The following is a 26,609-nucleotide window of genomic DNA, read 5'->3' on the forward strand; positions in this document are numbered from 1 at the left end:
CTCACCCTTTCAAGTCAATCCAAAACCGCTCGACGACTGTCCCGTCTTCTTCCGTATACGGTGTGTCCGCAATGCCACCATTGTTTAAAATGACTTGACGGGAAGCGATATTTGTCCGGTTACACGTGATGAGTGCCCGCTCGATTCCAAGTTCTTTCACTTTCTCAAGCGCAAGTTGCAGTTGGATTGTGGCGAGTCCACGCCCGCGTGCGCTCGGTTTCACCCCATACCCGACATGCCCGCCAATCTTCAAGAGCGATTCGTTCAGCTCATGACGAATGTTCGTCGCGCCAAGAAGCTCCTCCCCGTCCGTAAGCCAATACGTTGTGCTCGGGACCCAACCTTTCTCTATATGTTCACGTAACTCTTTCTGACGTAACGTGTTGACATATGCCTCGAAGTCGGTCGTTTCACGGTCCACTGAAGTCGGGACGATTCGCTCATCACGTTCGTACCATTCTTGTAAAAATGCGAGAATCTGTTCTTTTTGTTCGACAGATGTTTTGATTAGTCTTAACATCACATTTCCCCCTTTAACCATTTCCATTCGCGTTCTCTGTTTGATTTCCTTGTTCCTTCATCTTAGAGAAGATACCTTCGAAATAAAATGGACGTTCTCGTCGAAGTGTGTCCCCTTTCAGGCATGAAAAAAAGTGCCATCCTGTTCAGATGACACTTTTGACATGCTTACTCTTCAAGTCCGAGCCGTTGTGGCATATGTGGCGCGAGTTGTCTCGCTTCTTCTAACCGACCTGCTTCGACGAGCGTATGGAAATGTAAAAACTGTTCATGCGATGCATCACTGATGGCTGCCAAATAATCGACGTACCGATCGTAGACCGCTTTGTCTTCTGACCGCGCCTCAATAAGTGCGATGTACAGGCGAACGGTGTCTTCCCCGTAAAGGAGCGGGAACTCATCGTTCAGTTGAAGCAATTTATCGATTGAATCGACATCGACTCCGTTTTCTTGGTCATAATGCATGATGACTTGCTCAGCATGGTCTTCAAGGCGACCGCGCCACTCTTCATACTCTTCTTCATTCGTTTCGAGCATCTCGAACCAGTCTTCGTTCAACATCTCTTCAATCTTATTTACGCGTTCTGTAAAGTTCATACGCTCTCTCCTCCTTCAAATGTCCATGTGACATGTACTTCGTATATACCCACGTTTTCTTCATTCATGGATAATTCATATACGAACGTACATGACTCTTCAGACACATCGAGTCGCGATGTCGTCGTCGCCATCGTCATCGACATATAGGCATTCTTATATAAGCTTTGCGTGAAGCGACCTTCGATGAAGGAATGGTTCATCTCGATCGGTCCTTTGCAGATGAGCGCCAATCGTTCCGGCGTGTACTTGATTGTCGTCGGGACCGTTCCGTCCTCTTGTTGTTGGTCAAACATTAAAATAAAGCCAGTCTTCAATGGATAGTATACGCCGTCAGCCGATAGTTCGATCGGCTCAAGAATGTCACTCATCCGAGTTGTTTGCTGGACACGCACGCGAAGTGGTTCAATCGCCATGCTCATCCCCCTTTCCGTCAACTCATCGTACCATATGTGGTAGGAGTCGTTCTATCGACGGTGCTTCGTTTTCACATAGACGAGATGGTCTACCCACTCATCATTCTCAAAAATAAATTCCTCTCTCGTGCACTCGTACGACATGCCGACACGCTCTACGAGACGAACGGATGCCTCATTGTCGAGATTGATGTGTGCCTCGATCCGTTGAAAATTTAAGTCGTCAAAGGCGATGCGCATCGCTAAATCGACCGCCTCTGTGCCATATCCGTTTTGCCAATGTTGGTTATGGATGGTATACCCGACCCGACCCCAATGAAATCCATCTCGCGCCAATGTCGAGAAATCCACCATGCCGAGATGTATCCCATCTTCAAGCCGGAAAATCCCAAAGACATGCGCACGGTCTTCATGTGCGAGTGATTGGTGTGTGTCGACTAGCTGACCGAACCAAACGGACGTACAGTCGCTCATATCTAATTTCCCCGGGTCATATACATGTTGTGAAACGAGACGATTTGTAAAGCCGCTTAACCATGTGTCATAATCTCATTTCTCTAACGGTCGTACGATGATTCGATTTGTTTTTCGATGATACGTAAATGGATTCAATCTCTCCTGTCTCCTCCCTATTACTTTTATACAGTCAGAAAAACTTCCTCCACTTTCCTTCCGAAATCACATCGATTTTCCCTTCGTTTACACGAATCGCGGTCTCGTCGTCAATCGCATAGGCCGGCGACTGTAATGTCTCCGCCCATTCTGCAGCATCTCGTGACGTGTTCTCCGGTAACATTTCGTGGTCGAGATGAGGAAAAATCGAGAAGTCGACAAACCCTAATGTATCATCACTCTGCTCGTCGGATGCGCGCCATCCGACAAACGCTTCTCCAATTCGTGGTGTCATCACCATGCTACCTGCACTCAATCCGACGTAGACGCCTTTCCAAGACGGGAGCAGCGAGGCTACCCCGGACTGTTTCATCCAATGGTAGAGAAAGAGCGGATCGCCCCCATTCACCAATAATACGTCTGCCTTATCAAACGCCGGTCTCCACACCGACTCATCGATACTCGGGAGTGCGCTCAGTTCGAGCACCCCAACCGACTTCCAGCCCAACTCACACATCGGCGTCGAGAAATCTCCGTTGAAAAAGTTCCATGCGTGTTTCGTTCCCCCGTTCAACGCATAAATGGCTGTTGGGATACAGAGTGCATTACACTCTTCAATCGGCTTGCCCAATAATTCCAAAAGTGCCTGCTTGATGCTCTCGTTTTTAACGCCAGCGGACGTCAATAGTAGTTTCATTTGTTTCCCTCCTTATTGAATCTCTTCTAAAGCATTCTCATCATCCCCGTGCATCCCCTTTGTTCATATTAAAAAGACCGTAGTCGACTTCTCTCCTACGGTCTTCAAACATGAAAGATTAGCTAATTTTATATACGCGACCTTCGAACGGTTTCAAGTGAAGGAGCGATGATTCCGCATCGCCTTCAACCGGCATGTTGCTCAAGACGACATCTTGCGCACGAAGTGTCTGATCCATATCAAACATCGTCTCTTTCGCCGTCAAGTTCGTGACGACGAGGTACTGCGTGTCACCGAGCGTACGCGTATACGCATAGACTTCCGGGTGTTCCGGCAAGACGACATCATACGCCCCGTAAACAAACGTCTCATTATCTTTACGAAGTTGAATCATCTCTTTATAGAAGTTAAAGATTGAGTCCTCATCTTTAAGCTGTGATTCGACGTTGATATCCGTATAGTTCGGGTTGATGCCGACCCATGGCTGCTCTGCGAACGTGAATCCGGCGTTCGGGGCATCACTCCACTGCATCGGTGTACGCGTGTTGTCGCGTGACGAGTTCCACGTGATGCGCATCATCTCGTCATGACTCTTCCCTTGTTCGACACCGATATAGTAGCGGTTGCGTGTCGCGATGTCATCATATTGATCGATCGAATCGAATTTGACGTTCGTCATCCCGATCTCTTGACCTTGATAGATAAACGGCGTCCCTTGCATGAGGAAGTACATCATCGCAATCGACTTCGCGCTTTCTTTCCAGTAACGCTCATCGTCTCCCCATTTCGAGACCGTACGCGTCTGGTCATGGTTTTCGACGTAAAGGGCGTTCCATCCATCGGCCTCAAGTCCTTTTTGCCATTTCGTCAACACGTTCTTCAAGTGAACGACATTGAGTTTCGAATCGACATCTTCACTCCAAAGGTCCATGTGTTCGAATTGGAAGACCATGTTCATCTTCCCTTCCTTTTCACCGACCCATAGATGGGCATCGTCAGGTGAGACGCCGTTCGCTTCACCGACCGTCATGATGTCATGTTTATTGAACGTCTCGTCACGAAGCTCTTCTAAATAGTCGTGAATTCCGTCCACGTTCATGTGCATCTCGAACGACGGTACAAAGTCGAGGTGGTTCGGGTTTGGCAAGTCGGCGAACGTCGGGTTCTTGCGAATATGGCTGATTGCATCGACACGGAATCCGTCGATCCCTTTTTCGAGCCACCAGTTGATCATATCGTATACCGCTATACGCATCTCAGGATTTTCCCAATTGAGGTCCGGCTGTTTCTTCGAGAAGACATGCAAGTAGTATTGCTCCGTCGTTTCATCGAATTCCCAAGCCGAGCCACCAAAGATCGATTCCCAGTTATTCGGCTTCGACCCGTCCGGTTTTCCGTCGCGCCAGATATACCAGTCGCGCTTCGGATTGTCTTTTGAGCTCTTCGATTCAATGAACCAAGGGTGCTCATCCGACGTATGGTTGACGACGAGGTCGAGCAACAGCTTCATACCGCGCTGATGCACTTCGTCCAATAAGCGGTCGAAGTCTTCCATCGTACCGAACTCGTCCATGATATCTTGATAGTCACTAATGTCATAACCGTTATCATCGTTTGGCGATTTATACATCGGGCAAATCCAGATAACATCAATACCGAGGTCTTTCAAATAATCGAGCTTATCAATGATTCCTTGAATGTCTCCAATTCCGTCCCCATTCGCGTCATAAAAGCTACGAGGATAAATTTGATAGGCGACGGCTTCTTTCCACCAGTTGCGTTTAAGCGTTTGTTGTTCTCGTTGTAAAAGTTGCATGTGATCTAGATACTCCTTATCCCAAAACTCACTGCTCATCATTTATACTTATCTTATTCGTGCTGTGAACTTTATATCATTAGCGCAATCGTTTGCACGATGCAATAAATTTATCTTACCAAAAAACATTCGATGATACAAAGATGTTTCATCAGCATACTCAACGTGTACCCTACACGATTTTGAAAAGAAATGAAAGCGAGGTGCTTCATCATGTTTCGATTTGCCACAATGGAGGATTTTTCAGCAGTCGATCAATTGATTTTAAAGAAAGCAAAAGAGTTCCAAGTAGCCGGAAAGTCGCAATGGGTCAAATATTTAGAGCCGAGTCGTTCCGACTATGTCCGTCACGATTTGACGAACGGGACGGTGTTTGTTTACGAACGAGATCAGCAAGTCGTCGGTGCCGTCAGCCTGATTCCTCCGACTGACTGGGACCATAATCTATGGGACGACCCGGACGGTGCCGTCTACTTGCATCGACTCGTCACGGACTCGAGTGCAAAAGGTGAACGCATCGGGGAACGTTTGATGCAGCATGCCTTAGCAAACACGTCTTCGACCATTCGATTGGACTGTGTTGCCGATAACGCCTTCTTAAATAACTACTATCCTCGGTTCGGTTTCCACTATATCGGCGAACGAAATGGATTCTCACTGTTTGAAAAAAAAGGCTTGACCTTGACGTGACGTCAACCTTTACGCTTTGACTAAGGAGGTGAAGGGATGTATTCGATTCAACAACTTGCGTCACTCGCTGGAACGACAACGCGAACGCTTCGACATTATGACGCAATCGGTCTTCTCATTGCGAACCGTGACGCCAACGGCTATCGGCGTTATTCTTCGCGCGATGCGGAACGGTTGCAACTCATCTTACTCTATCGCACGCTCGATGTTCCTCTCGATCAAATCGGAGAATTGCTTGATTCAACGACGTTCAACCGGATTGATGTGTTGAGTGGACATATCGAGGCGTTGCGACAGAAAGCAGCCTATTTCGCTCAGCTTGCCGAGACGGCAGAAGCGACCCTCACCTCGCTCAAAGGAGGGATTCCAATGGATGACAAGTCATTATTTGATGGATTATCTTATGAGGAGATTCAAGCTCACGAGGCGAAACATCAAGAGGAAGTGCAGGAACGTTGGGGAGAGACTTCAGCTTACAAGACAGCACAAGAACGTGCGCAGAAGCGATCGAAAGCGGACTGGGAACGCATCAATCAAATGCAACTCGATTTGATTGCGCCACTCGTTGATTTATTTCGTTCACAAATCGCAATCGATGACGACCGAGTTCAATCGATTGTGAAAGACAATCATCTGTTCATCGACACACACTTTTACGACTGTTCACTCGATATGTTCAGTGGACTCGGACAGATGTATGTGACGGATGAACGATTCACCGCATTTTATGATCGCTTCGAGCCGGGGCTCGCTGCGTATTATAACGAGGCCATCCAATACTATTGTATCGCGAACAGTTAAGTCCAAGCCTCAGGCTTGGACTTTTTTTCGTCGCTCGGTGTCTTCTTGCGGTCCTATTTGAAGATGTTTTTGTAACATCGGGAGACTCGTCGCCAAATAAATATAAGGGAATGTCGAGAAGTTGTCCGTTCCACCTGTATAGATTACTTCACTCGTTAGTGGGGTCCATCCTTTCTTCGTCCACTGGCAAAGTCGAACTTCTTTTCTCGATGTGTGGTTATGGAATCCCCAATATGCTTCTCGTTGTCCCACTGCCATCGATGGGGTGATGTTTAAGATGGGACAGTTCATTTCTTGTAACAATCGTTCGTTCATTTCCGCAACTTCGTACATGATGATGACGTCCGGTTGCAGGTGTCGAATCGTATGTTCCGCTTTTTTATCTTGTAAGGAAACGACACGCGTCATACGCTGTTCCGGAATCGAATCGTCACAGAAAGCATACCGCGACTGCAACTCCGCGATTCGTTCTCGACTGAACCTCCGCATTATGGGAGTCAGGAAGGAAATGTACGATTGTGTCAGAAGTTCTTTCCACGTGTTGACATGAGTCGGTGTCGGACCATCTTCCATGATCACATGTGTGACGCCTAAATCCCGTATCGCTTGATAGACAAGTGTTGAACTCCAGTGGTCGCCCGTGCAGAGTACAACTCGCATTTTCTCATCTCCCTCCACTTTGGTTTGCGGTTTGACGCATCTCTCGGACCGCCACATCAAATGAACCAAACATTTGTTGAATGTCTTTTAATGTCGGACGATTTCCCTTTTCTTTTTGCCACACTTCATAACCCCATGGCGAGAGAGCGGTCAAATGTTCATCTGCCTCGTGTAGCGCGTCCATCATTTGCTTCTCCGTGAACAACTCTCGCGTTGAGATGCCAATCTCGTCTAACGCTTGGGACCAAGACCCGAAACGCCTCACCACTTTCGTGATACTCGGACGTTGGTTCTGCTTGGCCCATTTGGCATAAGCGGTCGACGTCAATGGATGAAGCTCTTCATTGGCATCAAGTAACGATTGGATGATTTCACATTTTTGATCGAACGAGATGATACTCTTCAAATTCGCCTCAATCAGTGCCACTTTCCACGATCCGAACTGAATGACGACCTCTGTCAACGTCGGTGCATCATTGGTCATGGCCCACTTTCGATAATCGGCACTATTGAATGAATCATGCTCTTTCGCCGCTTCACGAAGCATTTGAATCATTTCCTTCTTTGTGAACCGTGGCGTTTGCTGTTCCAACCCAGCCAAACGCAGTACATTCGACCATGATCCGTACATTTCCAATAATTCCACCACGGTTGCCCCGCCGTGAATCTTTTGCCATTTCTGATACATGTAGATGGTGAGGCGACCGTCCGAAGAAGCCTCTTGTAAGTGATCAATCAGTTGTTGCTTTCCCATGTCGCCTCCCCCTTACGTGATTGACGTATCGGTTCATCCCACTTCACGGCTACTAATTTGTGCGAACAGGTGAAGTTGACGACTTAAAATTTTCGTTTCATCAAATTTTTCTTCGACCACTTCGCGACCACGTTGCCCGAATGAATAACACTGTTCAGGATGTTCAATGAACCAACGCATCGCCAAGGTCAGTGCCTCAGGTCGACCGACGGGAACGAGAAATCCGGTTTCCCCATCCGTGACTTCTTCTCGACAGCCACGGATATCGGTAGCGATGACAGGTAATCCGGACGCCATGGCTTCAAGAATAGAGCGTGGCAATCCTTCACGATAAGAGGGAAGTAAAAAGACGTCGTGTGCTGCAAATAAAGAGGGGGTATCCCGAACGAATCCGGCGTAATGAATCTGTGGATTTTGGGCTAAATGCGCCTCGACTTGTTTCGCCGTCTCTTGATCACGTTCACTCGTCATCAACTCTCCAGCAATCGTCAACGTCGCGTTCGGATAGCGTTTCGTCAGTTCATCGAACGCCTGAAGTAAATCTAGGATTCCTTTTTCTTGAACGAGCCTTCCGACAAACAAGAACTTTAAATGTTCTGGGGAAATGTGTTTCTCTGTCGGATAAAATCGATTTAAATCAATCCCGTTTCCGAGATGCATCAATCGTTCGTCCTCTTTGAAATGTCTTGTTTTAGCGAGTGAGTAATCTTCCTCGCTTTGGAGCAACAACCAATCGGTCGCTAATGCCGCGAGTGATTTCTCTAACCAGAAGACGAGTTCGTATGCGATTCGACCCATTCGTTCGTGGAAGTAAAATCCATGTGCGGTATAGAGAATATGTGGTGTCCTGGCAATGCGGGCCGCAACTCTTCCTAACGCTGCGGCCACCGGGGTGTGGACGTGGATGGCATCATATTTTTCACGACGCAATAACCTCACCAACTCTTGAATGGTCTGTAGATTACGCTTCGGGCTAAACTTTCGATCGATTGGCAACGTATGAATGACCCAGCCTTCGTCCCGAAGACGATCCGTCCGATCACCGTAAGCGCACGCGACGTCAACTTCGTGCCCTTCCGCCTTGAGCGACTCAATGAGAGGACGTAGCAACACATCCGCTGTCATATCGACGGCGCAGAACTGGAGGATTTTTAAAGGCGCCATAAGTGCACCTCCTCCGGCTTCATCGCACGATCGAGCATGCCTTTCAAGTCAATGACGATACCACGGCCTAACTTCAGCTGGCGTTTCGCAATCGTCCATCCTTCTTGAACGAATTCATCGTGAGACACGGCATAGATGACGACGTCCGCTGGTTTTAAGTCACAGTATGATTTGACGTCGATTCCATACTCTCGTCGCACCTCTTCCGGATCGACGAGCGGGTCGCACACTTGCACTTCTAAGCCGAACTCCTCGACCTCTCGAATCAAGGAAGCCACTTTCGAATTTCGGATATCACTGACGTTCTCTTTGAAGGACATCCCGAGGACCGTTACGCGCGATCCGAGAATGGCCATGTTTTGACTAATCATCGTTTTTATCAATGATGTGGCGACGAAACGTCCCATCGTCTCGTTGATTCGACGACCTGCTAAAATCACTTCCGGATGATAACCGAGCATTTCAGACTTCATCGTCAAATAGAATGGGTCGACGCCGATACAATGTCCACCGACTAGACCTGGTCGGAAGTTTAGGAAGTTCCATTTCGTCCCGGCAGCCTCTAACACCTCGAGCGTATCGATGTTCATGCGATCGAAGATGATGGCCAATTCATTCATCAACGCGATGTTCAAATCTCGCTGTGTATTCTCGATCACTTTGGCCGCCTCAGCCACTTTAATTGAGGAAGCACGATGAACGCCGGCATCGACTACCGTCTCATAAACAGCCGCTACCACATCGAGTGTTTCTTCATCCTCGGCAGCTACGACTTTTTTGATTGTGCGGAATGTATGCTCACGGTCGCCTGGATTAATTCGTTCTGGAGAGTAGCCGACTTTAAAATCAATCCCGGCCCGGAGACCCGATGTTTTTTCAAGTAATGGGGTACACTCTTCCTCTGTCAGTCCCGGATAGACCGTAGATTCGTATACGACAATCGTGCCCGGTCGCAAATGCGCTCCAACAGCACGAGTCGCGCTACAAATCGGTCCTAGATCTGGTTGATTTTGATCATTGATGGGTGTCGGCACAGCCACGATAATGAAATCCGCCTCTTCAAGTTTGGCGACATCCGTCGTATATAAGACCGCTGCTTGCTCAAGGTCTACTGATTCAACTTCTCGCGTGCTGTCGAGATGAAGGGTAAGCTCATTGATACGCGTTTCATTGATGTCTACTCCGATGACGTCTCCTACGCCACCTAGCGCAACAGCGACAGGGAGTCCGACATATCCTAATCCGACTACAGCTACGTGACGATTGGCAATGGTTTTTCGTGTTGTACGTGATTCTGAGATGAGTTTATCCATGTCCATCTGCCTCCTGAGATTCGGAATTATGCGGTTTTATCAATCACAATGACTTTTCCATTCGGTCCCCGAGGAATTGATTGCACGGGGGTCAACGTAATCATGACCTCTTTACCGAACAGTAGTTCCAACTCGCTCCTCATAATCTCTTCATGTTCTGGCTTGAAGCGTTCCAGATCCGGGACGTATTTTAGTTCGATATGATACAAATCATGTTGCCGATACTGCGTTTGGATAACCGAGTTGGGTAATACTCGGACAACGGTCGTCAAATCCCCTTCATAGATTTTTTGTTTGTTTGGAGTGAGTACATAATTGCTTTCGCGTCCCTCAATGGAAGTGACGAACGTTCCTCCCTGTCCACAAGCACATGTCCCTTCTCCAATTTTCATCCGATCGCCAATCCGGTAACGAACGAGCGGTGTCCCATGGGTCGTAAAACTCGTCACTAAAATTTCTTCGTGATCCCCATACGACTCGATCACGCCTGTTTCGTGGTGGAGATGCATATTCCCATGGGTACATTCCGTTAAAATCGGTGCCCCCTCAGAAGACGCGTACTGATCAAAGACCGGGGCATTAAACGCCTCTTCTAAGATGGCTCTTCCTTGAGGCGTAATCGTTTCGGCTGTCGGAAAAATAGCCATTAATTGAAATTCAAGTGGAATCTGATTCTCTTTGATGTATTTTGCGATTTCAATCATGGCAGACGGTGCACTGTCTAATACAATTGGCTTGAATCGATTTAATGCGTCGATGTAATGAGGGATGGTCTGAGGATTGACATGATAGAGCGAGAACAGCATCTGATTGAGCGGTCGATTGTAGCGCCAAAATACAGGTTTTTCTTGATTCGGATTACAAATTTTCCGTCCTGTGAAACTCGCTCGTTTCATTCCTCTGATAAACCCGTGTTGCGCTTTGAAAAAGTCAACGTGGGCCATACGTCTTTGATAGTCTTCTTTCGTGAAATGGACTTGCAAGGACGTCCCTGTCGTTCCACCGGTTCGACCAAGAATATCTGTTTTGATGTTAGAATGGATGTCCGGATTTTTCCTAACTGTTTCTTTTTCGAGGATTGGGATGCGCTTCAACTCTTCCATCGATTGAAGGGGAAGAACAATCTCGTTTTCTTCAAACAGTTTTTGATAATATGCATTGTGCGTCGCACAAAATTCGAGAAACGCATTGAGTCGCTTCAATTGATCGGCTGCAACGACTGCCCCATCTTTGGGACGATTGGCTAAAACGACTAACTCACGCTCATATGTGCGTCCATACCGTTCTTGCCATAGTTTCATTCCATACAATGTCGTCATCCATTGTTGTAATCGAATCGGTGATTTCATGTATAAATCACGAAGCGCAAACCCTGCCATGGTGTAGTCTCCTCTCGCTAAGTGTAGAGTCGTTTCACGACTCGGACTTTTCCGTTCTTTTCTTTCTTGATGCTTTTCACATCTCGTAAAAGAACTTTCATTCGTGAAGTAAACAGACGCTCGACTTCTTTTTGGAGCGCGATTTCATGTTCAGGCTCAAATCGTGCTTCATCCTTCACGTACAGCATCTCAATTTCGTCTATTTTGTGTTGCAACACTTGAATTTGAATAATAGAGTTCGGTAGCACGCCGACCGCTGCGGTCAAATCTCCTTCAAACACCTTATAGCCTTCCGGCGTCTCAACATAGTTCATTTGACGACCATCGATTGACTCGATAATGGTGTCCTGTCGACCACATGGACACATCGCTTCACTGAGGGTCATCCGATCGCCAATGCGGTAGCGAATCAGCGGTGTTCCGTGCGTCGTGAAACTGGTGACGAGCGCCTCTCCAAATGCATCCGTCTCGATGATTCCCATCTCAGGGCGTAAGTGCATCTTCCCGCACTCACACTCCGTAACGATAGGAGCCCCTTCCGAAGAAGCATATTGATCGTAAACCGGCGCTTGGAACATCTCTTCTAACAACAAGCGTCCGGATGGTGTGAGCGTCTCCGAGGTCGGAAATAAAGCCACCGGTCGGAACGATAATGTCTTTTGATGGGTTTTCAAATATTTTGCGATTTCAATCATATCGGAAGGTGAACCGTCGAGTGCGGCCGGTTGAAATTCGTTCAACGAATCGATGTAGTGTGGAATCGTCGTCGGATTCGAATGCACGACCGAGTAGAGCATTTGCTTCATCGGGGCATTATACCGCCAATACACCGCATTCTTTTGATTACCTGGACAAATCATCCGTCCTGTAAAACTAGCTCGCTTCATCCCACGGCGAAAACCATGTTGTTCTTTAAAAAAATCGAGATGCGCCATTCGCATTTGATAATCGTATTCGGTGAAACGAACCTGAATCGATTTACCCGTCGTCCCGCCCGTCATGCCGATGATCGGGGCATGAAGGTTAGAAAAGATGGTCTCATCCGTTCGAAGCGTCTCTTTCTCCAAAGGGGGAATCCGCTTAAAGTCTTCTAAGCTCTTTAAGGGTAAGGTAACCCCGTGTTTTTTGAAGAGTCGCTGATAGTACACGTTGTGTTGATTACAAAACTGTAGGAATTGATTCAAATGATTGAGTTTTGCATCAGGTGACGCTTCATTTGGAGCACGTCTCAGTCGCTCCAATTCCTGCTCATAATACTGACCGTATCGCTCCCGATATAACTTGATTCCATATAAGGAAACCAGCCAATTTTGGAGGCGAATCGGTGAGTGTGCATAAATCCGATCCTGTAAAATCCCCATTACTCGATGCCCTCCTTCAACACTTGATGATAGGCGATGTACCAGTCGATAAACGCGTTTACGCCATCGCGAATCGACGTCTGTGGTTGAAAGTCAATCGATTCATACAAAGAGGAGGAATCGGCAAAACTCGCGGGTACATCTCCCGCCTGAAGTGGTAACAAGCGGAGGATGGCCTTTTTCCCGACTCGCTCTTCGATCGTCCGAATAAAGTCCATCAAGGATACCGGTTGCTGATTTCCAATGTTATAGACACGAAACGGAACGTCACTCCGGTCAGGTAGAGGATGTTCATAGTCAAACTCCTCATCTGCCAACGGTGCGATATCCATAAGTCGGACAATCGACTCGATGATGTCGTCGATGTATGTGAAATCTCGTTCCATCTCACCGTAGTTGTATACATCGATTGGTTCGCCTTTTAAAATCGCCTCCGTAAATTTGTAAAGTGCCATATCGGGACGCCCCCATGGCCCATAAACGCTAAAGAATCGCAACCCCGTCGTTTTTAGACCGAACAAATGGCTGTACGTATGAGCCATCAACTCATTCGCCTTCTTCGAAGCCGCATACAAGGATAGCGGATGATCGACCGGGTGTTGTTCGGAAAATGGCATCGCCTGATTTGATCCGTAAACCGAGCTAGATGAGGCATAAATCAATTGCTCTACTGGATAGAAGCGACAAGCCTCCAAGATGTTCAAGAAACCAACGATATTGGATTGAATATAAGCATCTGGATTTTCTAGACTGTAGCGTACACCGGCCTGAGCCGCCAAATTGACCACGACTTGGGGTTGGTTTTTTTCGAAGACACGCGTGATTGCCATCTTATTTTCGAGGGCATCACGATAGAGTTTGAAACGAGGATGCGTCAACACATGAAGTCTTGATTCTTTTAATCTCGGATCGTAATAATCATTGACCACATCGATCCCGATGACATGATGTCCTTCTTTTAGCAACCGTCGAGCTAGATGAAAACCAATGAACCCGGCCACTCCGGTCACGAGAACTGTTTTTTTCATAACGACTTCCTCCTTTGCGTTGACTCGTTGACTCGCATGCGTACCGGTTCGATTTGTGGCGCAAAAATACTTTCCATCACTTCTTCTGGCAGTTCGTTGTTTGCGACAAACAACAAGAAAGAAGTGAGTCCATTCGATTGATCGAGTAGATATTCAATCGTTTTCAAAATCGGATCAACCGATTTAAAGGGTCTTGTACAACCGACGAAAATCTTTTCATATACTTGATTCGTATGTTCGCTCGTTGCGAGCAGTTCTTCGAACAGCTTCTCACCTGGACGAATGCCACTGAAATGAATCGGGATTTGTTCGAGGGTGAAACCGCTCAGTGTAATCATCCGTTTCGCCAAGTCCACAATTTTGACGGGATTCCCCATATCTAGTACGAACACTTCGCCCCCATTTGCGCGCACGCTCGCTTGAATGACGAGGCGACTCGCTTCCGGGATGGTCATAAAGTATCGGGTCATCTCTGGATGCGTCACCGTAATCGGTCCGCCCCGTTGAATTTGTTCTTTAAAGAGCGGAACGACGGAGCCACGACTTCCTAAGACGTTGCCGAAACGAACGACCGAGAATGTCGTTTCGCTGTGGCGAGCCTGCTGTTGGACGATCATTTCTGCTACTCGTTTCGTGGCACCCATCACGTTCGTCGGATTGACCGCCTTATCCGTAGAAATCATGACGAACCGCTTCACTTCAAAGAAATCGGCGGCTTCGACCATATTCTTCGTTCCGTAAATATTGTTTTTCACTGCCTCTCTCGGATTGTCTTCCATGAGCGGAACGTGCTTGTGAGCTGCCGCATGATAGACAACGTCCGGACGATACTGATCAAACACTTCCGTCACCCGCGCCCGGTCTTGGACGTCACCGATGACGGGACAAATCTCTGTATCAGACCCGAGTAAGCGGAGTTCGCGATCGATTGCATATATGCTATTCTCGCCATGTCCAAACAGGATGAGTTTGCCAGGATTGAATTTCATCAATTGACGGCAAAGCTCTGAACCAATCGAGCCTCCTGCACCGGAGATGAAAATGGTTAATCCACTCAACGTTTGAGAAATCTCCGAAACATCGAGCTGAACCGGTTCACGGCCGAGCAAATCTTCGATGGCCACTTCTCGAATCTCATTTAATGAGACTTTTCCGGATGCGAGTTCCGCAAGCATTGGCAGTGCATGGGATTCAACGCCTGTTTTCTCGATTCGTTTCAAAAGTTGGACCCGATCTCCGTAAGGAAGAGAAGGAATGGCCAACACAACCACTTCGATATTCAGCTCTTCAATTTTGCGTTCTAATAAATCGATTGAACCGATGACCGGTGTCCCGTGAATGTAGAGACGGTGAAGCAATGGATTATCATCCAACACCCCGACCACATGCAGCACATTCGTTCGATGCTCTTTCAGTTCTTTAATGATTTTTTGACCCGATTCCCCACCACCGATAACCAAGGTAGCTTTTCCATTCGACACCGGTGCGTGAAATCGGAAAAACGATCGTGTCCTAGCAACGAGTCGGATAAATAACATTCCGTTAAATGCGAGTAAGCTTTGAATAAAAATTGCTTGATAGGAAAAGCCATCCAATAATACGTATGATGCGAATAAGACGAACGTGTCACTCATGACCAACACAATCGCCAGTAATTGCAATTCACGCATCGATCCGTATCGCCAGTCGATTCGGTATACCCGAGTCACCCATCCTAAAATGAGAAGAACGAGCGTCTTCAATCCGAGGATCGTGATCAAATCTAGCGGGTCAGATGTTACCGTCGGATCATTTGCAAAAAATAGGTCAAACGTCACGAAAATCGCGAGCCCTGCAATCGTGATATCGAGTAACATCAAGAGCGCATTTTTTCGATCAATGGGAGACCGAACAGTTGGAGTACTCATCCTTTCACCACCTTCCATCCCAATCAGCTTCGAGTTGATGCTAGATAAGTACCCGTTCAAGATTCACAATCCAAAAGAAAAGAATAGCTTTTTGATACGAATGACATTTCGTCATGAAACGGTTTAACAAATGTGTAATGAGTTTTTACTTTCTTTTGTGAATATTTTTAATTTATATGGGTATTATGGGAAGTAGAAGGTAGGACATTTGGATTATTTTCACTTTGAGATTTTGCGAATGTCGCATTCTCCCAAAGTAGTCAATCGATTCAGGTTCCTCCCTTTTCATATCTCGTCACCGGACACATATTCTAGCTTTCCTTCAGGACCACCATTGTTTAACCACACCATGACCTTTGAAGCCACGACTTGCTTCTGAAAAGGAGAGACATCACGATGAAACGATGGACAGAGCAACAGATCCTCTCATGCCTAAGACAAGCAGCGAATGAACTTGAAGAATTTGACACAAAACAGTATACACTATGGGCCCGAAACAAAGACGTCCCCTCCCTATCGACCGTGATTTACAAATTTGGTTCTTGGCGGGAAGCCGTTCAAGCGGCGGAGATTAAGATGTTGTATCGTTATTATTCAGATGAAGATATTTTGACCGCACTGATTGAGGCATCAGAAGAACTTGAACTCTTCACGAGCCAAACGTATCGTGCCTGGGCAAAAATCTCGCAAGCCCCTTCTTTGACGCTGATCAGCAGCCGGTTCGGTTCGTGGTCGAATGCGTTACGTGAAGCCAAGCTTCAAACGACAACGGTACGGAACAATGAAGAACGGATCATTCAAGCCTTGATTGAAGCCTCCGAAAAGTTAGAGCGTCTCACGTCCCAACATTACGCCGTTTGGGCACAGGAAAAAGGCTATCCGACGGTAGCGACAATCGCTCGCAAATACGGATCATGGAGCTATGCGCTATTTGTCTTGGATATCGCTCCTCCGAAACGTAAATGGGATGAGGAAGATGTCATTGATGCCTTGCAGTTAGCCAAAACAGAGCTACCACATTTTAGTATCCTCCACTACCGGAAATGGGCCGAAGGTCGAAATGTTCCAAGTACATCGACAATCAATGCCTTATTCGGAAGCTGGACGGCTGCTTTAAAATGTATGGAGGAACAAAAAGTAAAACAGTAATCCATACAGATGAACTCATACAAAAAGCGCCGACTCTTTTCGAGTCGACGCTTTTTTCATGTGACGATCGCAATGTATAGCGGGATTCCAACTAACAGGTTGAACGGGAACGTGACAGCTAGCGAAAGGGTCAAATAAAATGATGGTTTCGCTTCTGGGACCGAGGCTTGTAACATGGCGGGAGCGGCGATATACGATCCACTCGCTGCGAGTGTCATCAAGAGGATCGTTCCGCCGTCAGATAAATTGGCAATCCCCGCTGCAATAAAGCCGACAAGTGCTCCGACTAACGGAAACACCATCCCCATCATCATAAATTTTAGTCCATATGACGGGACCGTTTTCAACTGCTGTCCGACTTTCATTCCTAGACCTAGTAAGAATAAGAGTAAAACGCCCGGGAACAAGTCGACGAAAAATGGTTTGAGCGGTGTGGCGTCTGGTGTCACCAGTCCAACAATCAGACCTGCAAACATCAAGAGGATACTTTTCGAGAACAAACTCTCCCGCAACACCGATAGAGAGTTCGCCTTCCCTGACGTAGCCGTGATTCCCATCACGTGTGTCTGATTATACAGCAGTAACGCCACAATCAGGCCGGGAATTTCAAGGACGACGACTAGTGTTGTCATGAACGGCTCGTACGCAATCCCGAGACGCTCGAGCTGTGTCGATGCTGCTACATAGGTGACGAGTGACACCGAGCCGAACGTCGCAGCCATAGCAATTCGCTCAGGGAATGAGAATTTGAACATTCCTCCGACATAGAATGCGAGAAGCGGTAGCAAAATCCCAATCAACAGCGTCACGGTCAGCGGTAATGCGATGTCTTCAAAAGATACCGAGGCGAGTCCCATACCTCCCTTCAGTCCGATAGCAAGCAGTAAGTAAATATTGAGCGTCGTACTCAATGAATCCGGGATCTTTAAGTTTGATTTTCCGACTGCGGCGATAACGCCCGTCACAAACAGTAGTACCGGGGCGCTCGTCAATAAAAATAAAAACAATTCCATACATCTTCCTCCTTGGCGACAAAAAAGCGCACACCTAAAGAAGGCGTGCGCTGTATGCCGACGGCTCGAATAATCGCTCCGTCAGGCCGACAACTGTCGGTTTATTGAATTGGTCAGTAGCTCCGTAACAAGATTTCGAAAGCACGCTTCATCTTGACTCGTCCAGTCGATTCTCTATACGTCTCTGCCTTTCATTTTAAGAAGGTGGCGTTTCATTGTCAATCGGTTTGATCCCAAGGGGCATCTAGACGAAACACGATGAGACGCTCCCCTGTTTTCGTACTGATGTCCGTATGGAGCGAGACAATCGAACGACCGAGTACTTGTCCGACAATCGTTTCGAGTTGACTCCGCCCTGATTCGACGAGATTGTTGCGATATTTCTTCAATTGCTCGCGACCTGAAGACTTGGTAGCCAAATCATACTCGGCCGGCGTCAACACGCCTTGGAGTGTGACGATGGCGAGATCTCGAAGCAGGTCTGCCTTACACGTCAATGACCCGCGACCCAAATATTCTTTCTCCCATTGGGTAATCCGAGCGCTCAGTTCCATTTCCAGCTGACCCTTTTTCCGCATTTACTTCACGAATCCAATCATCATCTCACGAAGAATCTTAGCTGCTGCGATGGCTGTCATATCTGACTGATCGTATGCCGGTGACACTTCGACAAGGTCTGCACCGATGATGTCGAGGTCTGCGTTTGCAATGGCATGTACCGCTTCGAGCAATTCTTTCGTTGAGATGCCACCGATTTCTTGCGTCCCTGTCCCTGGTGCCGCTGACGGGTCGAGGACGTCGATGTCGATCGTGACGTATACTTTTTTGCCAGCGAGTGTCGGTAAGACGCGTTTGAGTGGTTCGATCACTTCAAATTGATGCATGTTGTAGCCGACTTCACGAGCCCACTCAAACTCTTCTTTCATCCCTGAACGGATTCCGAACGAATAGCAGTTCGATGGTCCAATCAAGTTTGCCGCTTTTTTGAGCGGAGTCGAGTGTGAGAGCGGCTCGCCTTCATACTCATCTCGAAGGTCCGTATGCGCATCCAAGTGGAGGATGACAAAGTCGTTGCTGTAAACGTCGTGCATCGCTTTGATGATCGGCCATGTGACAAGGTGCTCACCGCCCATGCCGAGTGGGAACTTGCCTGCTTTGACGACATCTTTGACGAACGCCTCAATCATATCGAGCGACTTCGGTGCGTTCCCGAATGGAAGCGGGATATCTCCTGCATCGTACACCGCGGCATCAGCCAAATCACCGTCTAAATATGGGCTGTACTCCTCAAGTCCAATCGATACTTCACGAATCCGGTTCGGACCGAAACGCGAGCCTGGACGGAAGCTGACTGTCCAGTCCATCGGCATCCCGTAAAGAACCGTCTTCGCCTCTGTCACCTCTGGGAGGCTGGCGATAAACACTTTACCTGAGTAGGCTTCATCGAAACGCTTAATCATTTTGTTAAGTCCTCCACGAATTTCGGAAGAACGAACGCTGCATTGTGAAGCTTCGGCGTATAGTACTTCGTTTCGATGTCATGGAACCGCTCAGCTGATACTTGTTCCGGATCGTATTTCTTCGAACCGATCGTGAACGTCCACATGCCACTCGGGTACGTCGGTACGTTTGCTGTGTACAACTTCGTGATTGGGAAGATTTCCTTCACGTCACGTTGAACCGTTTGGATGAGTTCTGGTGTGAACCATGGGTTATCCGTTTGAGCCACAAAGATGCCATCCTCTTTGAGCGCTTTTGAAATCCCTGCATAGAACCCTTTTGTGAAGAGGTTGGCTGCTGGTCCAACCGGTTCAGTCGAGTCGACCATGATGACGTCGTACTCGTTTTCTGACTTCGCGATATGCATGAATCCGTCACCGACGATGACTTCAACACGCGGGTTATCGAGCTCACCCGCAATATTTGGTAAGTATTTCTTCGAATATTCAATGACTTTCCCGTCGATATCTACGAGAACCGCTTTTTCTACTGATGGGTGTTTCATAATTTCACGGATGACACCGCCATCTCCCCCACCGACTACGAGCACATGCTTCGGATTCGGGTGTGTAAAGAGTGGGACGTGTGCGACCATCTCGTGATAGACGAATTCGTCCTTATCCGTCGTCATGACCATCCCGTCAAGTAACAACATCGTTCCGAACTCGTCCGTTTCGACCATCTCTAGTCGTTGAAACTCCGTTTGTTCGCTCTCATAAACGTGGTTTACACGGAACGTAATCCCGTAATCTTCTGTTTGGTGCTCCGTAAACCATAACTTTAATTTTTGGTCCATCGATAGAACCCCTTTCTGTTCAAAAAGTTGTTCGTATGCGAGTGGCGTTTTGAGGCGCTTCTTAATCATACGATAGGAAGTATACAAAACCTGTACCCATTTTGCACGATTTTTTTGCGGAATCGGTCTTGAATGTGAGTTTTTTGTGAGACGTTGCCGATATACTGATTGAACCAATTCTGAATCGAAAGGTGGAATAGTATGTGGTCACCCTGTGCTTCTTGTAACACAACCATTCCTTTGATTGCTCAAGGAACACTCGTCACGAAATTCAAGGAATACTCTTACAAAACGTTTGAAGAACTCGATACGCTCCTTCTGCATGCGGAAGGAACGGTTTACTGTGTCGATTATAACTCGAAAAGTCAGACGCCTCCGCTCGAGGTCGAAGCACTAAAAGATCAGCTTGCGCATCGGCACATCATTGAACAGATTCAGCACGGCACGTTCGAGAGTCACCTCCAACCAATCATCTTCCTCGATTCAACGGAAACGTTCGGATATGAAGCGCTCCTCCGCAGTAGCGCCAACATTTCACCTGGTGACCTATTCCGGACGGCAAACCGTTTCGGTCTCCATTCGAAACTCGATCAACGTGCCCGCGCGGAAGCAATCAAAGCAACGTTTGAAGCCGTCGCTCCTCAGCAAAAGACGTTCATCAACTTCTTACCTTCGACCATTTATAACCCGGACTATTGTCTCCAGCACACGTTTGACATCATTGACCGATATGACCTCAGCCCGGACCGCTTTATCTTTGAAGTCGTGGAGACGGAGAAGGTACATGACGTGGATCATCTCCAACACGTGTTTTCGACATATAAAAAGCGAGGGATGAAAGTAGCATTAGACGATGTCGGGGCAGGCTTCTCGACAATCGATATGTTGAAGCGGCTCGAACCGGACTATGTCAAAATTGACCGTTCCTATATCTCGTTTTGTGATGAAGACGCTGAAAAACGCGCTTTCCTCAAACAAGTGCGTGCGTTAACCCATTCGATGGGCATCACCCTTCTTGCTGAAGGAGTAGAACGTATGGAAGAGGCAGATGTCTGTCGTGAGCTCGGATTCGATTTAGCGCAAGGATATTTCTTCGGAAAACCGGCCCCTGCCAATCAATACAAAATTGAAATCGCATAAGTCATCACTTTCAAAAGCACAGGAATCGACTTCGTCGTCATCCGGTGCTTTTTCTTGTTTAGTCACAGAAAATGTATCGCCCTTCCCTTATGGTTTCATCTACTTTTAGGTTTCGTTCAGAGATGTTCAGGAGATAGCATATTATAGAAGGTTGACGTGAGCGAAAGAGGTGGATATGTAGATGAAATCATGGATTGTCAGTGGCTATGCAATCGTACTAGGAATCATCATCGGTTTAGTAAGTTGGCTGTTCTTATCTGTCGTTTATAAAGGGATTCACGTTGTATGGCACACAGTACCTGAGCAATTTGATATTCCGTTTTATCTGTTTCTCGTACCGGTCATCGCTGGTGTAAGCATCGGTCTGTTGCAACGTCGGTATGGGCAAATGCCTCGTCTCATGCCAGAAGTGATGGAAGAACGAAAAGATACCGGTCGTATCGACTATCGCTTGATTGGATTCACAACGTTGACCGCCCTCCTCGTTCTCATCGGAGGTGCAAGCCTCGGTCCTGAGGCCGCGCTCGTCGGCATCGTCGGCGGACTCACGACATGGTTCTCGGATCGCATCCGTCACGTCCGTCAAGAATTAGGAGAATTACAAGAAGTCGGTCATGCCGTCGTGCTCGGGATCGTCTTCAACGCGCCACTATTTGGTGCGATTGCGGCTGAGGAGAACGAGCAGAAGAAACAACCGATGCTAAACCTTTTGGCGACACTCGCCGGGATTGGGACGTTTTATTTATTGAACCAACTGGATGAGCGTCCACCATTCATTATCAAATTTCCGGAGATGGAAACGATCCAACTCAATTGGACCGTCATCTTGATCGTCCTGAGCGGCATTCTTCTCGGCTGGCTTTACTTAATCAGTGAACATGCCATGATGCAACTCTTTTCGAACGTCCCCATCTTGTTGCTCACCACGCTCGGTGGAGTCGGAATCGGTGGGATGGCGCTCTTATACCCGGACCTTCTCTTCTCCGGAGAAGAAACAATCCTTGAGTATATCGACGAGTGGCGTCTGATTCCGCTCTACACCCTTCTTTTGTTTAGTGTACTAAAACTGCTCTTTACCGCATTCTGTTTAGCGACCGGTTGGCGTGGCGGGCACATCTATCCTCTTCTTTTTTCTTCATTCACGCTCGGTTACTTTTTCAGTTTACTGTTTGACATCGATATGACGTTTTCCGTCGTCTTGACGACGAGCGCCTTACTTGCGACAGCGATGCGACAACCGCTGGCCATCATCGTATTACTCGTTCTCTTTTTCCCGCCGAATAGTTGGCTCTATGTATTCGCAGTCGTTGCGATCGTTTCAAAAATTCCACTTCCATCGTTCATCCATCCACCAGCGAAAGCTTGATTTTAGATATTGAAAAAAGGGTAAGAGATGAATAGTTATGCACTCTCTCGAGAGGAGGAACGGTTGTAAGCGAATATGAAATGGCCATTGAAAACCTAATTGACGCGGTTAGTTCGGATTGGATTAGCATCATTTTAGCTATTTTAGTCGTGATTATGGGGATAGTCGTCTTCATCTATGTCATCATGACAATCGTCGACATGTTTTTATCCAAGGATATCGTATGGGGAATCGTTGAAGTCATCGCTCTATTCGTGGGACTGGCAGTGCTTTTGTCCGTCTTCTATTATTGGAAACGAAATCGGGTCAAAGCACAGTTTGGTCTCTTCCTCGTCTTGTTCTCTCTCGCAGTGAATGTGTACTTCTTCGTTCGTTATGCGGACGAAATCAACGCTGTCTTGAACAGCGTGTACTAGAATAACGAGGGGGCATCTCCCCTCGTTTTCATCGTTACTGGAAAGGTGGTGTTTCGCTTGAAACGTCGCGTGATTCAACTGATCATCATGGTCATCAGTGTCATCTTACTTATCGGTCTTTTGTTTTGGCTCGATGTCCTCATACCCGTACTAATCGGGATTGCCATCGTCGCACCGCTCATCGTCGGATGGCAGATTCTATTTGACCAAGTACAACCTCAAGGAAAGCTCGCCTGGTTACTGACCGTCTTCTTTATTCCGTTCATCGGCGTCTTGGCATGGGTCATGTTCGGACGCACTCCCCGCCGTCATCGACGCTTCAAACGGACGTCATCAGAGATTCGGATGCTACGCCAAGCAATCGAAAGTGAGAAAATCGAGACCTCACCTGACGTCGTGTCCTCTTTTCCGTTGACACGGACACTCGAAAAACTAGGGGCCACGGGTGCGGACGCTCATACCTCGACTAAACTGCTCGTCAACGGGGAAGAGAAATTTGATGCATTGTTAGACGCCATCAACAGTGCAACCAATCATATCCACATCCAATACTACCTCTTTCGGACGGATGACATTTCGTTAAAAGTTAGAGACGCCCTCATTCAAAAATCGAATGAAAATGTCATTGTCCGCTTTCTGTATGACGGACTCGGTAGCCAAGAAATCGGGGAAGAGTTTATCCAACCGTTACGGGAGTCCCGTGTCCACGTTCAGGCGTTCGACCCCGTTTTGCATCCGTACCTGGTGTTTAACGCCAACTTCCGCAATCATCAAAAACTGATTGTCGTGGATGGGCGAATCGCGCTAACAGGCGGGTTGAATGTCGGGGATGAATATCTTGGGAAGAATGATAAACTCGGTTTTTGGCGTGACACCCATCTCCGTCTTGAAGGTCCGCTCGTCCGAGAATTGCAACAGCTCTTTGTCGAGAACTGGCTATACGCAGGACAAGGGACGAGTGATGAAACATGGGATTTGTTCGCAGATGAAGAGCACCTCTGTCAGTACTTTGTGAATGAACCGAAAGGGCAAAACGGTGCGACACAACTACTCGTCACATCGCCTGGTAAAGACGTCACGATTCGCGATGGACTCATGCGTCTGTTGATGGATGCCAAAGAATCGATTTGGCTCACCACCCCATACCTTGTCCCCCCACCTGAACTATTGGCCATTCTTGAAGTCGCAGGTCGTAGCGGCATCGATGTCCGAATCGTCGTACCGGGCAAAGGAGACGAATGGTTCAGCTTTCATGCGACCGAGTATTATTTTGAACAACTGTTGAAGCGCAATATCAAAATTTATAAATACAACCGCCATTTCATCCATGCGAAAACGCTCCTGATTGATGGTAACGTTGCCCTCGTCGGATCAGCCAACTTCGACTTTCGTAGTATGTTTCTCAACCACGAGATGATGATTGCCCAATTCGATACTACATCCATTCAAGAACTGCACGAGGCATTTCTAAAGGACTTTGATGAATCCATTTTAATCGATTGGACCATGCTGCGGAAAAAGACGACCGGCAAACGTTTCGTCGAAGCGTTTTGTCACATTTTCTCGCCACTTCTTTGACGCATTCGCCACAAAAGATACGTCATGGCGACGACACCAACTAAAAACAGCTGCCATCCAATCGTTAACTGCATCGCTGCCGTCACCGCCAGTCCTTCCATGACCAAGGCAAATCTTTCCAATCGTACTTGCTACAGCGAACGAGGCGAGCGTCATGCGACTGAACGCCGCCGATAACGTGACGAGACCAGAAGGAACGAATGGCATAAGACGCATCCCGAGGACGAGAAACCAAGCCTCGGTTCCTTCGGACTCCCGAAGCCGTTGAAATCGGCTACCATTTGGGGAAACATAACGGTGTAGGGCTTTTCGATAAAGGATGAAACTCACGACGGCGCCAACTGCCTCCCCGACAATCGATACGAGGATACCCGGCACGAGACCGAGGACACTCACATTGATGGCTGTTAGAAAAGCACTTGGGATGACACCGGCGACCGCAATCACACTATTCAATAAAATACTGATCATCAAAAATAAAGGGAGCGGGAGCAGTTCCCATTCCATAACCATCACTCTTTCTATTCACAAAATAAGGACCATGACATGTCGTCATGGTCCTTCACTATATCATAGCGATGATGAAGAGGTCGCACCTGCTTCATCCCACGAGTCTTCGTCGACTGGTGGTAGATGTTTTTCTTCCAATTTCGAAACGACAACCGCACATGCCGCATCCCCCGTGATGTTGACAGATGTGCGAAGCATATCGAGAATACGGTCGACCCCGATAATGAGGGCGATTCCCTCTACCGGTAAGTTGACTGACTGAAGGACGAGCGCAAGCATGACAAGTCCGACTCCCGGTACACCCGCTGTACCGATCGAAGCGAGGACCGCCGTGATGACGACTGTCAACAACTCAGTCATCGTTAGATCAGCTGCAAACACTTGCGCAATGAAAATCGTCGCAACCCCTTGCATGATTGCCGTTCCGTCCATGTTGACCGTTGCTCCGAGTGGCTGTACGAACGACGAAATCGAACGCGGCACACCGAGTTTTTTCTGTGCGACTTCCATCGATACTGGAAGCGTCGCATTTGACGAAGAAGTCGAGAACGCGAACGTCATCGCCTCATAGAAGTTCTTGAAGAAGAAGACTGGGCTCATCTTCCCGATGAAGTAAACCGCTGCCCCGTAGACAATCGTTGCATGTAAGAATAGCGTCAAGACGACGGCAATCATATACCACGCCATTGCGACAACCGCGTCGAGACCGATGCCCCCGATTGCAGAAGCAATCAATGCGAATGCGCCGTATGGAGCGAGCTTCATCACAAGATGAATCAAGTACATCATGATGCGATCGCCTTGTTTGACGAATTGACGCCACGTCTTCGCCTTGTCCCCGAGGGCAATCAACGCAAACCCAATCAATGCCGCAAAGACGATGATTTGAAGCATGTTTCCTTCAGCGAGCGCCGTAATCGGATTCGTTGGAATCATATTGACGAATGTCTGTACGATATTAGACGATTCCTCGGTCGCTGTTGATTCAAATTCAAGACCTGTCGTTGGGAAGTCCCCACGCTCCCCTGGCTGTAAGACGGATGCAACACCCATCGCTAACATGATCGCGAGCGCTGTCGTCGCTAAGAAGAACAGAATCGACTTCGACCCGACTCGACCTAGTTCTTTCGGGTCCCCGAGACCCATGACGCCTAAAATAATTGAGAAGAAGACAATCGGTACGACTAACATTTTAATTAAATTCAAAAAGATCGTTCCGACCGGAGATAAAATATACGGATTCACAATCTCATAAACATTATCCGGCAAGCCCGCCAATCCGAGACCAACAACAACACCTAGCGCGAGACCGATTAAGATTTTTTTCGTTTCGCTCATCGTATCACCCTTTCTTTTTTTCACAATGTAGTCAGTATATCATAATACTGAATTTTCATACAATTACAACTGAATATCTCTTCAGTTAC

The 26,609-nt window shown here is 47.6% G+C and carries 27 protein-coding genes; 7 read left to right on the top strand and 20 right to left on the bottom strand.

The window, feature by feature from the left end:
- Position 1: 1 nt before the first annotated feature.
- The 6 genes from OKS35_RS09545 to OKS35_RS09570 form a co-directional block, all read right to left on the bottom strand.
- A complete protein-coding gene (locus tag OKS35_RS09545; protein WP_159562997.1) occupies positions 2 to 520 on the bottom strand; it encodes a GNAT family N-acetyltransferase in 519 nt (172 codons plus the stop codon).
- A 167-nt stretch (positions 521 to 687) separates the two neighbouring features.
- The gene (locus OKS35_RS09550) at positions 688 to 1,116 is read right to left on the bottom strand and encodes a hypothetical protein (protein WP_214685432.1); all 429 of its coding nucleotides are present in this window, start codon (positions 1,114 to 1,116) and stop codon (positions 688 to 690) included.
- Positions 1,113 to 1,532: a DUF1934 domain-containing protein gene (locus tag OKS35_RS09555; RefSeq protein WP_074035651.1), complete on the bottom strand. Its 420-nt coding sequence runs from the start codon at positions 1,530 to 1,532 to the stop codon at positions 1,113 to 1,115. The genes OKS35_RS09550 and OKS35_RS09555 overlap by 4 nt, the downstream gene beginning before the upstream one ends.
- Positions 1,533 to 1,583: 51 nt before the next feature.
- Positions 1,584 to 2,006: a GNAT family protein gene (locus OKS35_RS09560; protein WP_318841971.1), complete on the bottom strand. Its 423-nt coding sequence runs from the start codon at positions 2,004 to 2,006 to the stop codon at positions 1,584 to 1,586.
- Between the two features lie 172 nt (positions 2,007 to 2,178).
- Positions 2,179 to 2,841, bottom strand: coding sequence for a Type 1 glutamine amidotransferase-like domain-containing protein (locus tag OKS35_RS09565; RefSeq protein ID WP_264092937.1), 663 nt, complete (start codon positions 2,839 to 2,841; stop codon positions 2,179 to 2,181).
- A gap of 118 nt (positions 2,842 to 2,959) precedes the next feature.
- Entirely contained in the window at positions 2,960 to 4,657 is a 1,698-nt protein-coding gene (locus OKS35_RS09570) for a glycoside hydrolase family 13 protein (protein ID WP_264092938.1), read from the bottom strand.
- A gap of 213 nt (positions 4,658 to 4,870) precedes the next feature.
- Here OKS35_RS09570 and OKS35_RS09575 point away from each other — a divergent pair, with 213 nt between their 5' ends.
- Positions 4,871 to 5,347, top strand: a complete 477-nt coding sequence (locus OKS35_RS09575; RefSeq protein WP_214815424.1) for a GNAT family N-acetyltransferase — start codon at positions 4,871 to 4,873, stop codon at positions 5,345 to 5,347.
- 36 nt (positions 5,348 to 5,383) lie between these two features.
- Positions 5,384 to 6,148 carry a MerR family transcriptional regulator gene (locus tag OKS35_RS09580; protein WP_196431288.1) on the top strand — a complete coding sequence of 255 codons (765 nt, stop codon included), beginning with the start codon at positions 5,384 to 5,386 and terminating at the stop codon, positions 6,146 to 6,148.
- Between the two features lie 9 nt (positions 6,149 to 6,157).
- Here the strand turns inward: OKS35_RS09580 and OKS35_RS09585 are convergent, their stop codons facing one another.
- From OKS35_RS09585 to OKS35_RS09620, 8 genes are read right to left on the bottom strand one after another with little or no spacing between them, the layout of a single operon-like run.
- Entirely contained in the window at positions 6,158 to 6,808 is a 651-nt protein-coding gene (locus tag OKS35_RS09585) for a hypothetical protein (protein WP_196431289.1), read from the bottom strand.
- 4 nt (positions 6,809 to 6,812) lie between these two features.
- A complete protein-coding gene (locus OKS35_RS09590; RefSeq protein WP_078147699.1) occupies positions 6,813 to 7,562 on the bottom strand; it encodes a hypothetical protein in 750 nt (249 codons plus the stop codon).
- A gap of 33 nt (positions 7,563 to 7,595) precedes the next feature.
- Positions 7,596 to 8,726, bottom strand: coding sequence for a glycosyltransferase family 4 protein (locus tag OKS35_RS09595; protein WP_012727419.1), 1,131 nt, complete (start codon positions 8,724 to 8,726; stop codon positions 7,596 to 7,598).
- Positions 8,714 to 10,039, bottom strand: a complete 1,326-nt coding sequence (locus tag OKS35_RS09600) for a nucleotide sugar dehydrogenase (RefSeq protein ID WP_264092939.1) — start codon at positions 10,037 to 10,039, stop codon at positions 8,714 to 8,716. Before OKS35_RS09600 ends, OKS35_RS09595 begins: the two co-directional genes overlap by 13 nt.
- A 26-nt stretch (positions 10,040 to 10,065) precedes the next feature.
- A complete protein-coding gene (locus tag OKS35_RS09605) occupies positions 10,066 to 11,418 on the bottom strand; it encodes a phenylacetate--CoA ligase family protein (RefSeq protein ID WP_196431292.1) in 1,353 nt (450 codons plus the stop codon).
- 17 nt (positions 11,419 to 11,435) lie between these two features.
- A complete protein-coding gene (locus tag OKS35_RS09610) occupies positions 11,436 to 12,779 on the bottom strand; it encodes a phenylacetate--CoA ligase family protein (RefSeq protein ID WP_196431293.1) in 1,344 nt (447 codons plus the stop codon).
- Entirely contained in the window at positions 12,779 to 13,807 is a 1,029-nt protein-coding gene (locus OKS35_RS09615) for an NAD-dependent epimerase (RefSeq protein ID WP_031422166.1), read from the bottom strand. The genes OKS35_RS09610 and OKS35_RS09615 overlap by 1 nt, the downstream gene beginning before the upstream one ends.
- The gene (locus tag OKS35_RS09620) at positions 13,804 to 15,714 is read right to left on the bottom strand and encodes a polysaccharide biosynthesis protein (protein ID WP_159563010.1); all 1,911 of its coding nucleotides are present in this window, start codon (positions 15,712 to 15,714) and stop codon (positions 13,804 to 13,806) included. Before OKS35_RS09620 ends, OKS35_RS09615 begins: the two co-directional genes overlap by 4 nt.
- 396 nt (positions 15,715 to 16,110) lie before the next feature.
- On the opposite strand from OKS35_RS09620, the gene OKS35_RS09625 reads away from it, so the two are divergent.
- Positions 16,111 to 16,863 (top strand): homing endonuclease associated repeat-containing protein, encoded by a 753-nt coding sequence (locus OKS35_RS09625; RefSeq protein ID WP_012727425.1) that lies wholly within the window; start codon positions 16,111 to 16,113, stop codon positions 16,861 to 16,863.
- Positions 16,864 to 16,919: 56 nt separating this feature from the next.
- Here the strand turns inward: OKS35_RS09625 and OKS35_RS09630 are convergent, their stop codons facing one another.
- The 4 genes from OKS35_RS09630 to speE all read right to left on the bottom strand — a co-directional run bounded on the left by OKS35_RS09630 (position 16,920) and on the right by speE (position 20,172).
- On the bottom strand, positions 16,920 to 17,876 hold the full coding sequence (locus OKS35_RS09630) for a sodium-dependent bicarbonate transport family permease (protein WP_159563011.1): 957 nt from the start codon (positions 17,874 to 17,876) through the stop codon (positions 16,920 to 16,922).
- 218 nt (positions 17,877 to 18,094) lie between these two features.
- Positions 18,095 to 18,454, bottom strand: a complete 360-nt coding sequence (locus tag OKS35_RS09635) for a DUF2294 domain-containing protein (protein WP_031422162.1) — start codon at positions 18,452 to 18,454, stop codon at positions 18,095 to 18,097.
- The gene (speB, locus tag OKS35_RS09640) at positions 18,455 to 19,336 is read right to left on the bottom strand and encodes an agmatinase (RefSeq protein ID WP_264092940.1); all 882 of its coding nucleotides are present in this window, start codon (positions 19,334 to 19,336) and stop codon (positions 18,455 to 18,457) included. It lies immediately after the preceding gene.
- Positions 19,333 to 20,172, bottom strand: a complete 840-nt coding sequence (gene speE, locus OKS35_RS09645; RefSeq protein ID WP_012727429.1) for a polyamine aminopropyltransferase — start codon at positions 20,170 to 20,172, stop codon at positions 19,333 to 19,335. Before speE ends, speB begins: the two co-directional genes overlap by 4 nt.
- 201 nt (positions 20,173 to 20,373) lie before the next feature.
- On the opposite strand from speE, the gene OKS35_RS09650 reads away from it, so the two are divergent.
- The 4 genes from OKS35_RS09650 (at position 20,374) to cls (ending at position 24,672) form a co-directional block, all read left to right on the top strand.
- Positions 20,374 to 21,312, top strand: a complete 939-nt coding sequence (locus OKS35_RS09650; RefSeq protein ID WP_159563012.1) for an EAL domain-containing protein — start codon at positions 20,374 to 20,376, stop codon at positions 21,310 to 21,312.
- Between the two features lie 181 nt (positions 21,313 to 21,493).
- Positions 21,494 to 22,678 carry a chloride channel protein gene (locus OKS35_RS09655; RefSeq protein WP_264092941.1) on the top strand — a complete coding sequence of 395 codons (1,185 nt, stop codon included), beginning with the start codon at positions 21,494 to 21,496 and terminating at the stop codon, positions 22,676 to 22,678.
- Positions 22,679 to 22,758: 80 nt separating this feature from the next.
- A complete protein-coding gene (locus OKS35_RS09660) occupies positions 22,759 to 23,094 on the top strand; it encodes a hypothetical protein (protein WP_264092942.1) in 336 nt (111 codons plus the stop codon).
- A gap of 48 nt (positions 23,095 to 23,142) precedes the next feature.
- A complete protein-coding gene (gene cls, locus OKS35_RS09665; protein WP_264092943.1) occupies positions 23,143 to 24,672 on the top strand; it encodes a cardiolipin synthase in 1,530 nt (509 codons plus the stop codon).
- Here the strand turns inward: cls and OKS35_RS09670 are convergent.
- Positions 24,586 to 25,179 carry a TVP38/TMEM64 family protein gene (locus OKS35_RS09670; protein ID WP_264092944.1) on the bottom strand — a complete coding sequence of 198 codons (594 nt, stop codon included), beginning with the start codon at positions 25,177 to 25,179 and terminating at the stop codon, positions 24,586 to 24,588. The genes cls and OKS35_RS09670 overlap by 87 nt on opposite strands.
- 63 nt (positions 25,180 to 25,242) lie before the next feature.
- Positions 25,243 to 26,520, bottom strand: a complete 1,278-nt coding sequence (locus OKS35_RS09675; protein WP_264092945.1) for a dicarboxylate/amino acid:cation symporter — start codon at positions 26,518 to 26,520, stop codon at positions 25,243 to 25,245.
- Positions 26,521 to 26,609 lie beyond the last annotated feature (89 nt).

The sequence above is a fragment of the Exiguobacterium sp. N5 genome (assembly GCF_025842465.1).
Taxonomy (GTDB): Bacteria; Bacillota; Bacilli; order Exiguobacteriales; family Exiguobacteriaceae; genus Exiguobacterium; species Exiguobacterium profundum.

Excerpts from the sequence above, each read along its gene's own strand:
- OKS35_RS09670 (WP_264092944.1), bottom strand. The coding sequence starts at position 25,179 with ATGGAATGGGAACTGCTCCCGCTCCCTTTATTTTTGATGATCAGTATT.
- OKS35_RS09620 (WP_159563010.1), bottom strand. The coding sequence starts at position 15,714 with ATGAGTACTCCAACTGTTCGGTCTCCCATTGATCGAAAAAATGCGCTC.
- OKS35_RS09550 (WP_214685432.1), bottom strand. The coding sequence starts at position 1,116 with ATGAACTTTACAGAACGCGTAAATAAGATTGAAGAGATGTTGAACGAA.
- speE (WP_012727429.1), bottom strand. The coding sequence starts at position 20,172 with ATGGACCAAAAATTAAAGTTATGGTTTACGGAGCACCAAACAGAAGAT.
- OKS35_RS09575 (WP_214815424.1), top strand. The coding sequence starts at position 4,871 with ATGTTTCGATTTGCCACAATGGAGGATTTTTCAGCAGTCGATCAATTG.
- OKS35_RS09580 (WP_196431288.1), top strand. The coding sequence starts at position 5,384 with ATGTATTCGATTCAACAACTTGCGTCACTCGCTGGAACGACAACGCGA.
- OKS35_RS09630 (WP_159563011.1), bottom strand. The coding sequence starts at position 17,876 with ATGGAATTGTTTTTATTTTTATTGACGAGCGCCCCGGTACTACTGTTT.
- OKS35_RS09560 (WP_318841971.1), bottom strand. The coding sequence starts at position 2,006 with ATGAGCGACTGTACGTCCGTTTGGTTCGGTCAGCTAGTCGACACACAC.
- OKS35_RS09610 (WP_196431293.1), bottom strand. The coding sequence starts at position 12,779 with ATGGGGATTTTACAGGATCGGATTTATGCACACTCACCGATTCGCCTC.
- OKS35_RS09590 (WP_078147699.1), bottom strand. The coding sequence starts at position 7,562 with ATGGGAAAGCAACAACTGATTGATCACTTACAAGAGGCTTCTTCGGAC.
- OKS35_RS09555 (WP_074035651.1), bottom strand. The coding sequence starts at position 1,532 with ATGGCGATTGAACCACTTCGCGTGCGTGTCCAGCAAACAACTCGGATG.
- OKS35_RS09565 (WP_264092937.1), bottom strand. The coding sequence starts at position 2,841 with ATGAAACTACTATTGACGTCCGCTGGCGTTAAAAACGAGAGCATCAAG.
- OKS35_RS09585 (WP_196431289.1), bottom strand. The coding sequence starts at position 6,808 with ATGCGAGTTGTACTCTGCACGGGCGACCACTGGAGTTCAACACTTGTC.
- speB (WP_264092940.1), bottom strand. The coding sequence starts at position 19,336 with ATGATTAAGCGTTTCGATGAAGCCTACTCAGGTAAAGTGTTTATCGCC.
- OKS35_RS09570 (WP_264092938.1), bottom strand. The coding sequence starts at position 4,657 with ATGCAACTTTTACAACGAGAACAACAAACGCTTAAACGCAACTGGTGG.
- OKS35_RS09600 (WP_264092939.1), bottom strand. The coding sequence starts at position 10,039 with ATGGATAAACTCATCTCAGAATCACGTACAACACGAAAAACCATTGCC.
- OKS35_RS09635 (WP_031422162.1), bottom strand. The coding sequence starts at position 18,454 with ATGCGGAAAAAGGGTCAGCTGGAAATGGAACTGAGCGCTCGGATTACC.
- OKS35_RS09595 (WP_012727419.1), bottom strand. The coding sequence starts at position 8,726 with ATGGCGCCTTTAAAAATCCTCCAGTTCTGCGCCGTCGATATGACAGCG.
- OKS35_RS09655 (WP_264092941.1), top strand. The coding sequence starts at position 21,494 with ATGAAATCATGGATTGTCAGTGGCTATGCAATCGTACTAGGAATCATC.
- OKS35_RS09650 (WP_159563012.1), top strand. The coding sequence starts at position 20,374 with ATGTGGTCACCCTGTGCTTCTTGTAACACAACCATTCCTTTGATTGCT.
- OKS35_RS09605 (WP_196431292.1), bottom strand. The coding sequence starts at position 11,418 with ATGGCAGGGTTTGCGCTTCGTGATTTATACATGAAATCACCGATTCGA.
- OKS35_RS09625 (WP_012727425.1), top strand. The coding sequence starts at position 16,111 with ATGAAACGATGGACAGAGCAACAGATCCTCTCATGCCTAAGACAAGCA.
- OKS35_RS09675 (WP_264092945.1), bottom strand. The coding sequence starts at position 26,520 with ATGAGCGAAACGAAAAAAATCTTAATCGGTCTCGCGCTAGGTGTTGTT.
- OKS35_RS09545 (WP_159562997.1), bottom strand. The coding sequence starts at position 520 with ATGTTAAGACTAATCAAAACATCTGTCGAACAAAAAGAACAGATTCTC.
- OKS35_RS09615 (WP_031422166.1), bottom strand. The coding sequence starts at position 13,807 with ATGAAAAAAACAGTTCTCGTGACCGGAGTGGCCGGGTTCATTGGTTTT.
- OKS35_RS09660 (WP_264092942.1), top strand. The coding sequence starts at position 22,759 with ATGGCCATTGAAAACCTAATTGACGCGGTTAGTTCGGATTGGATTAGC.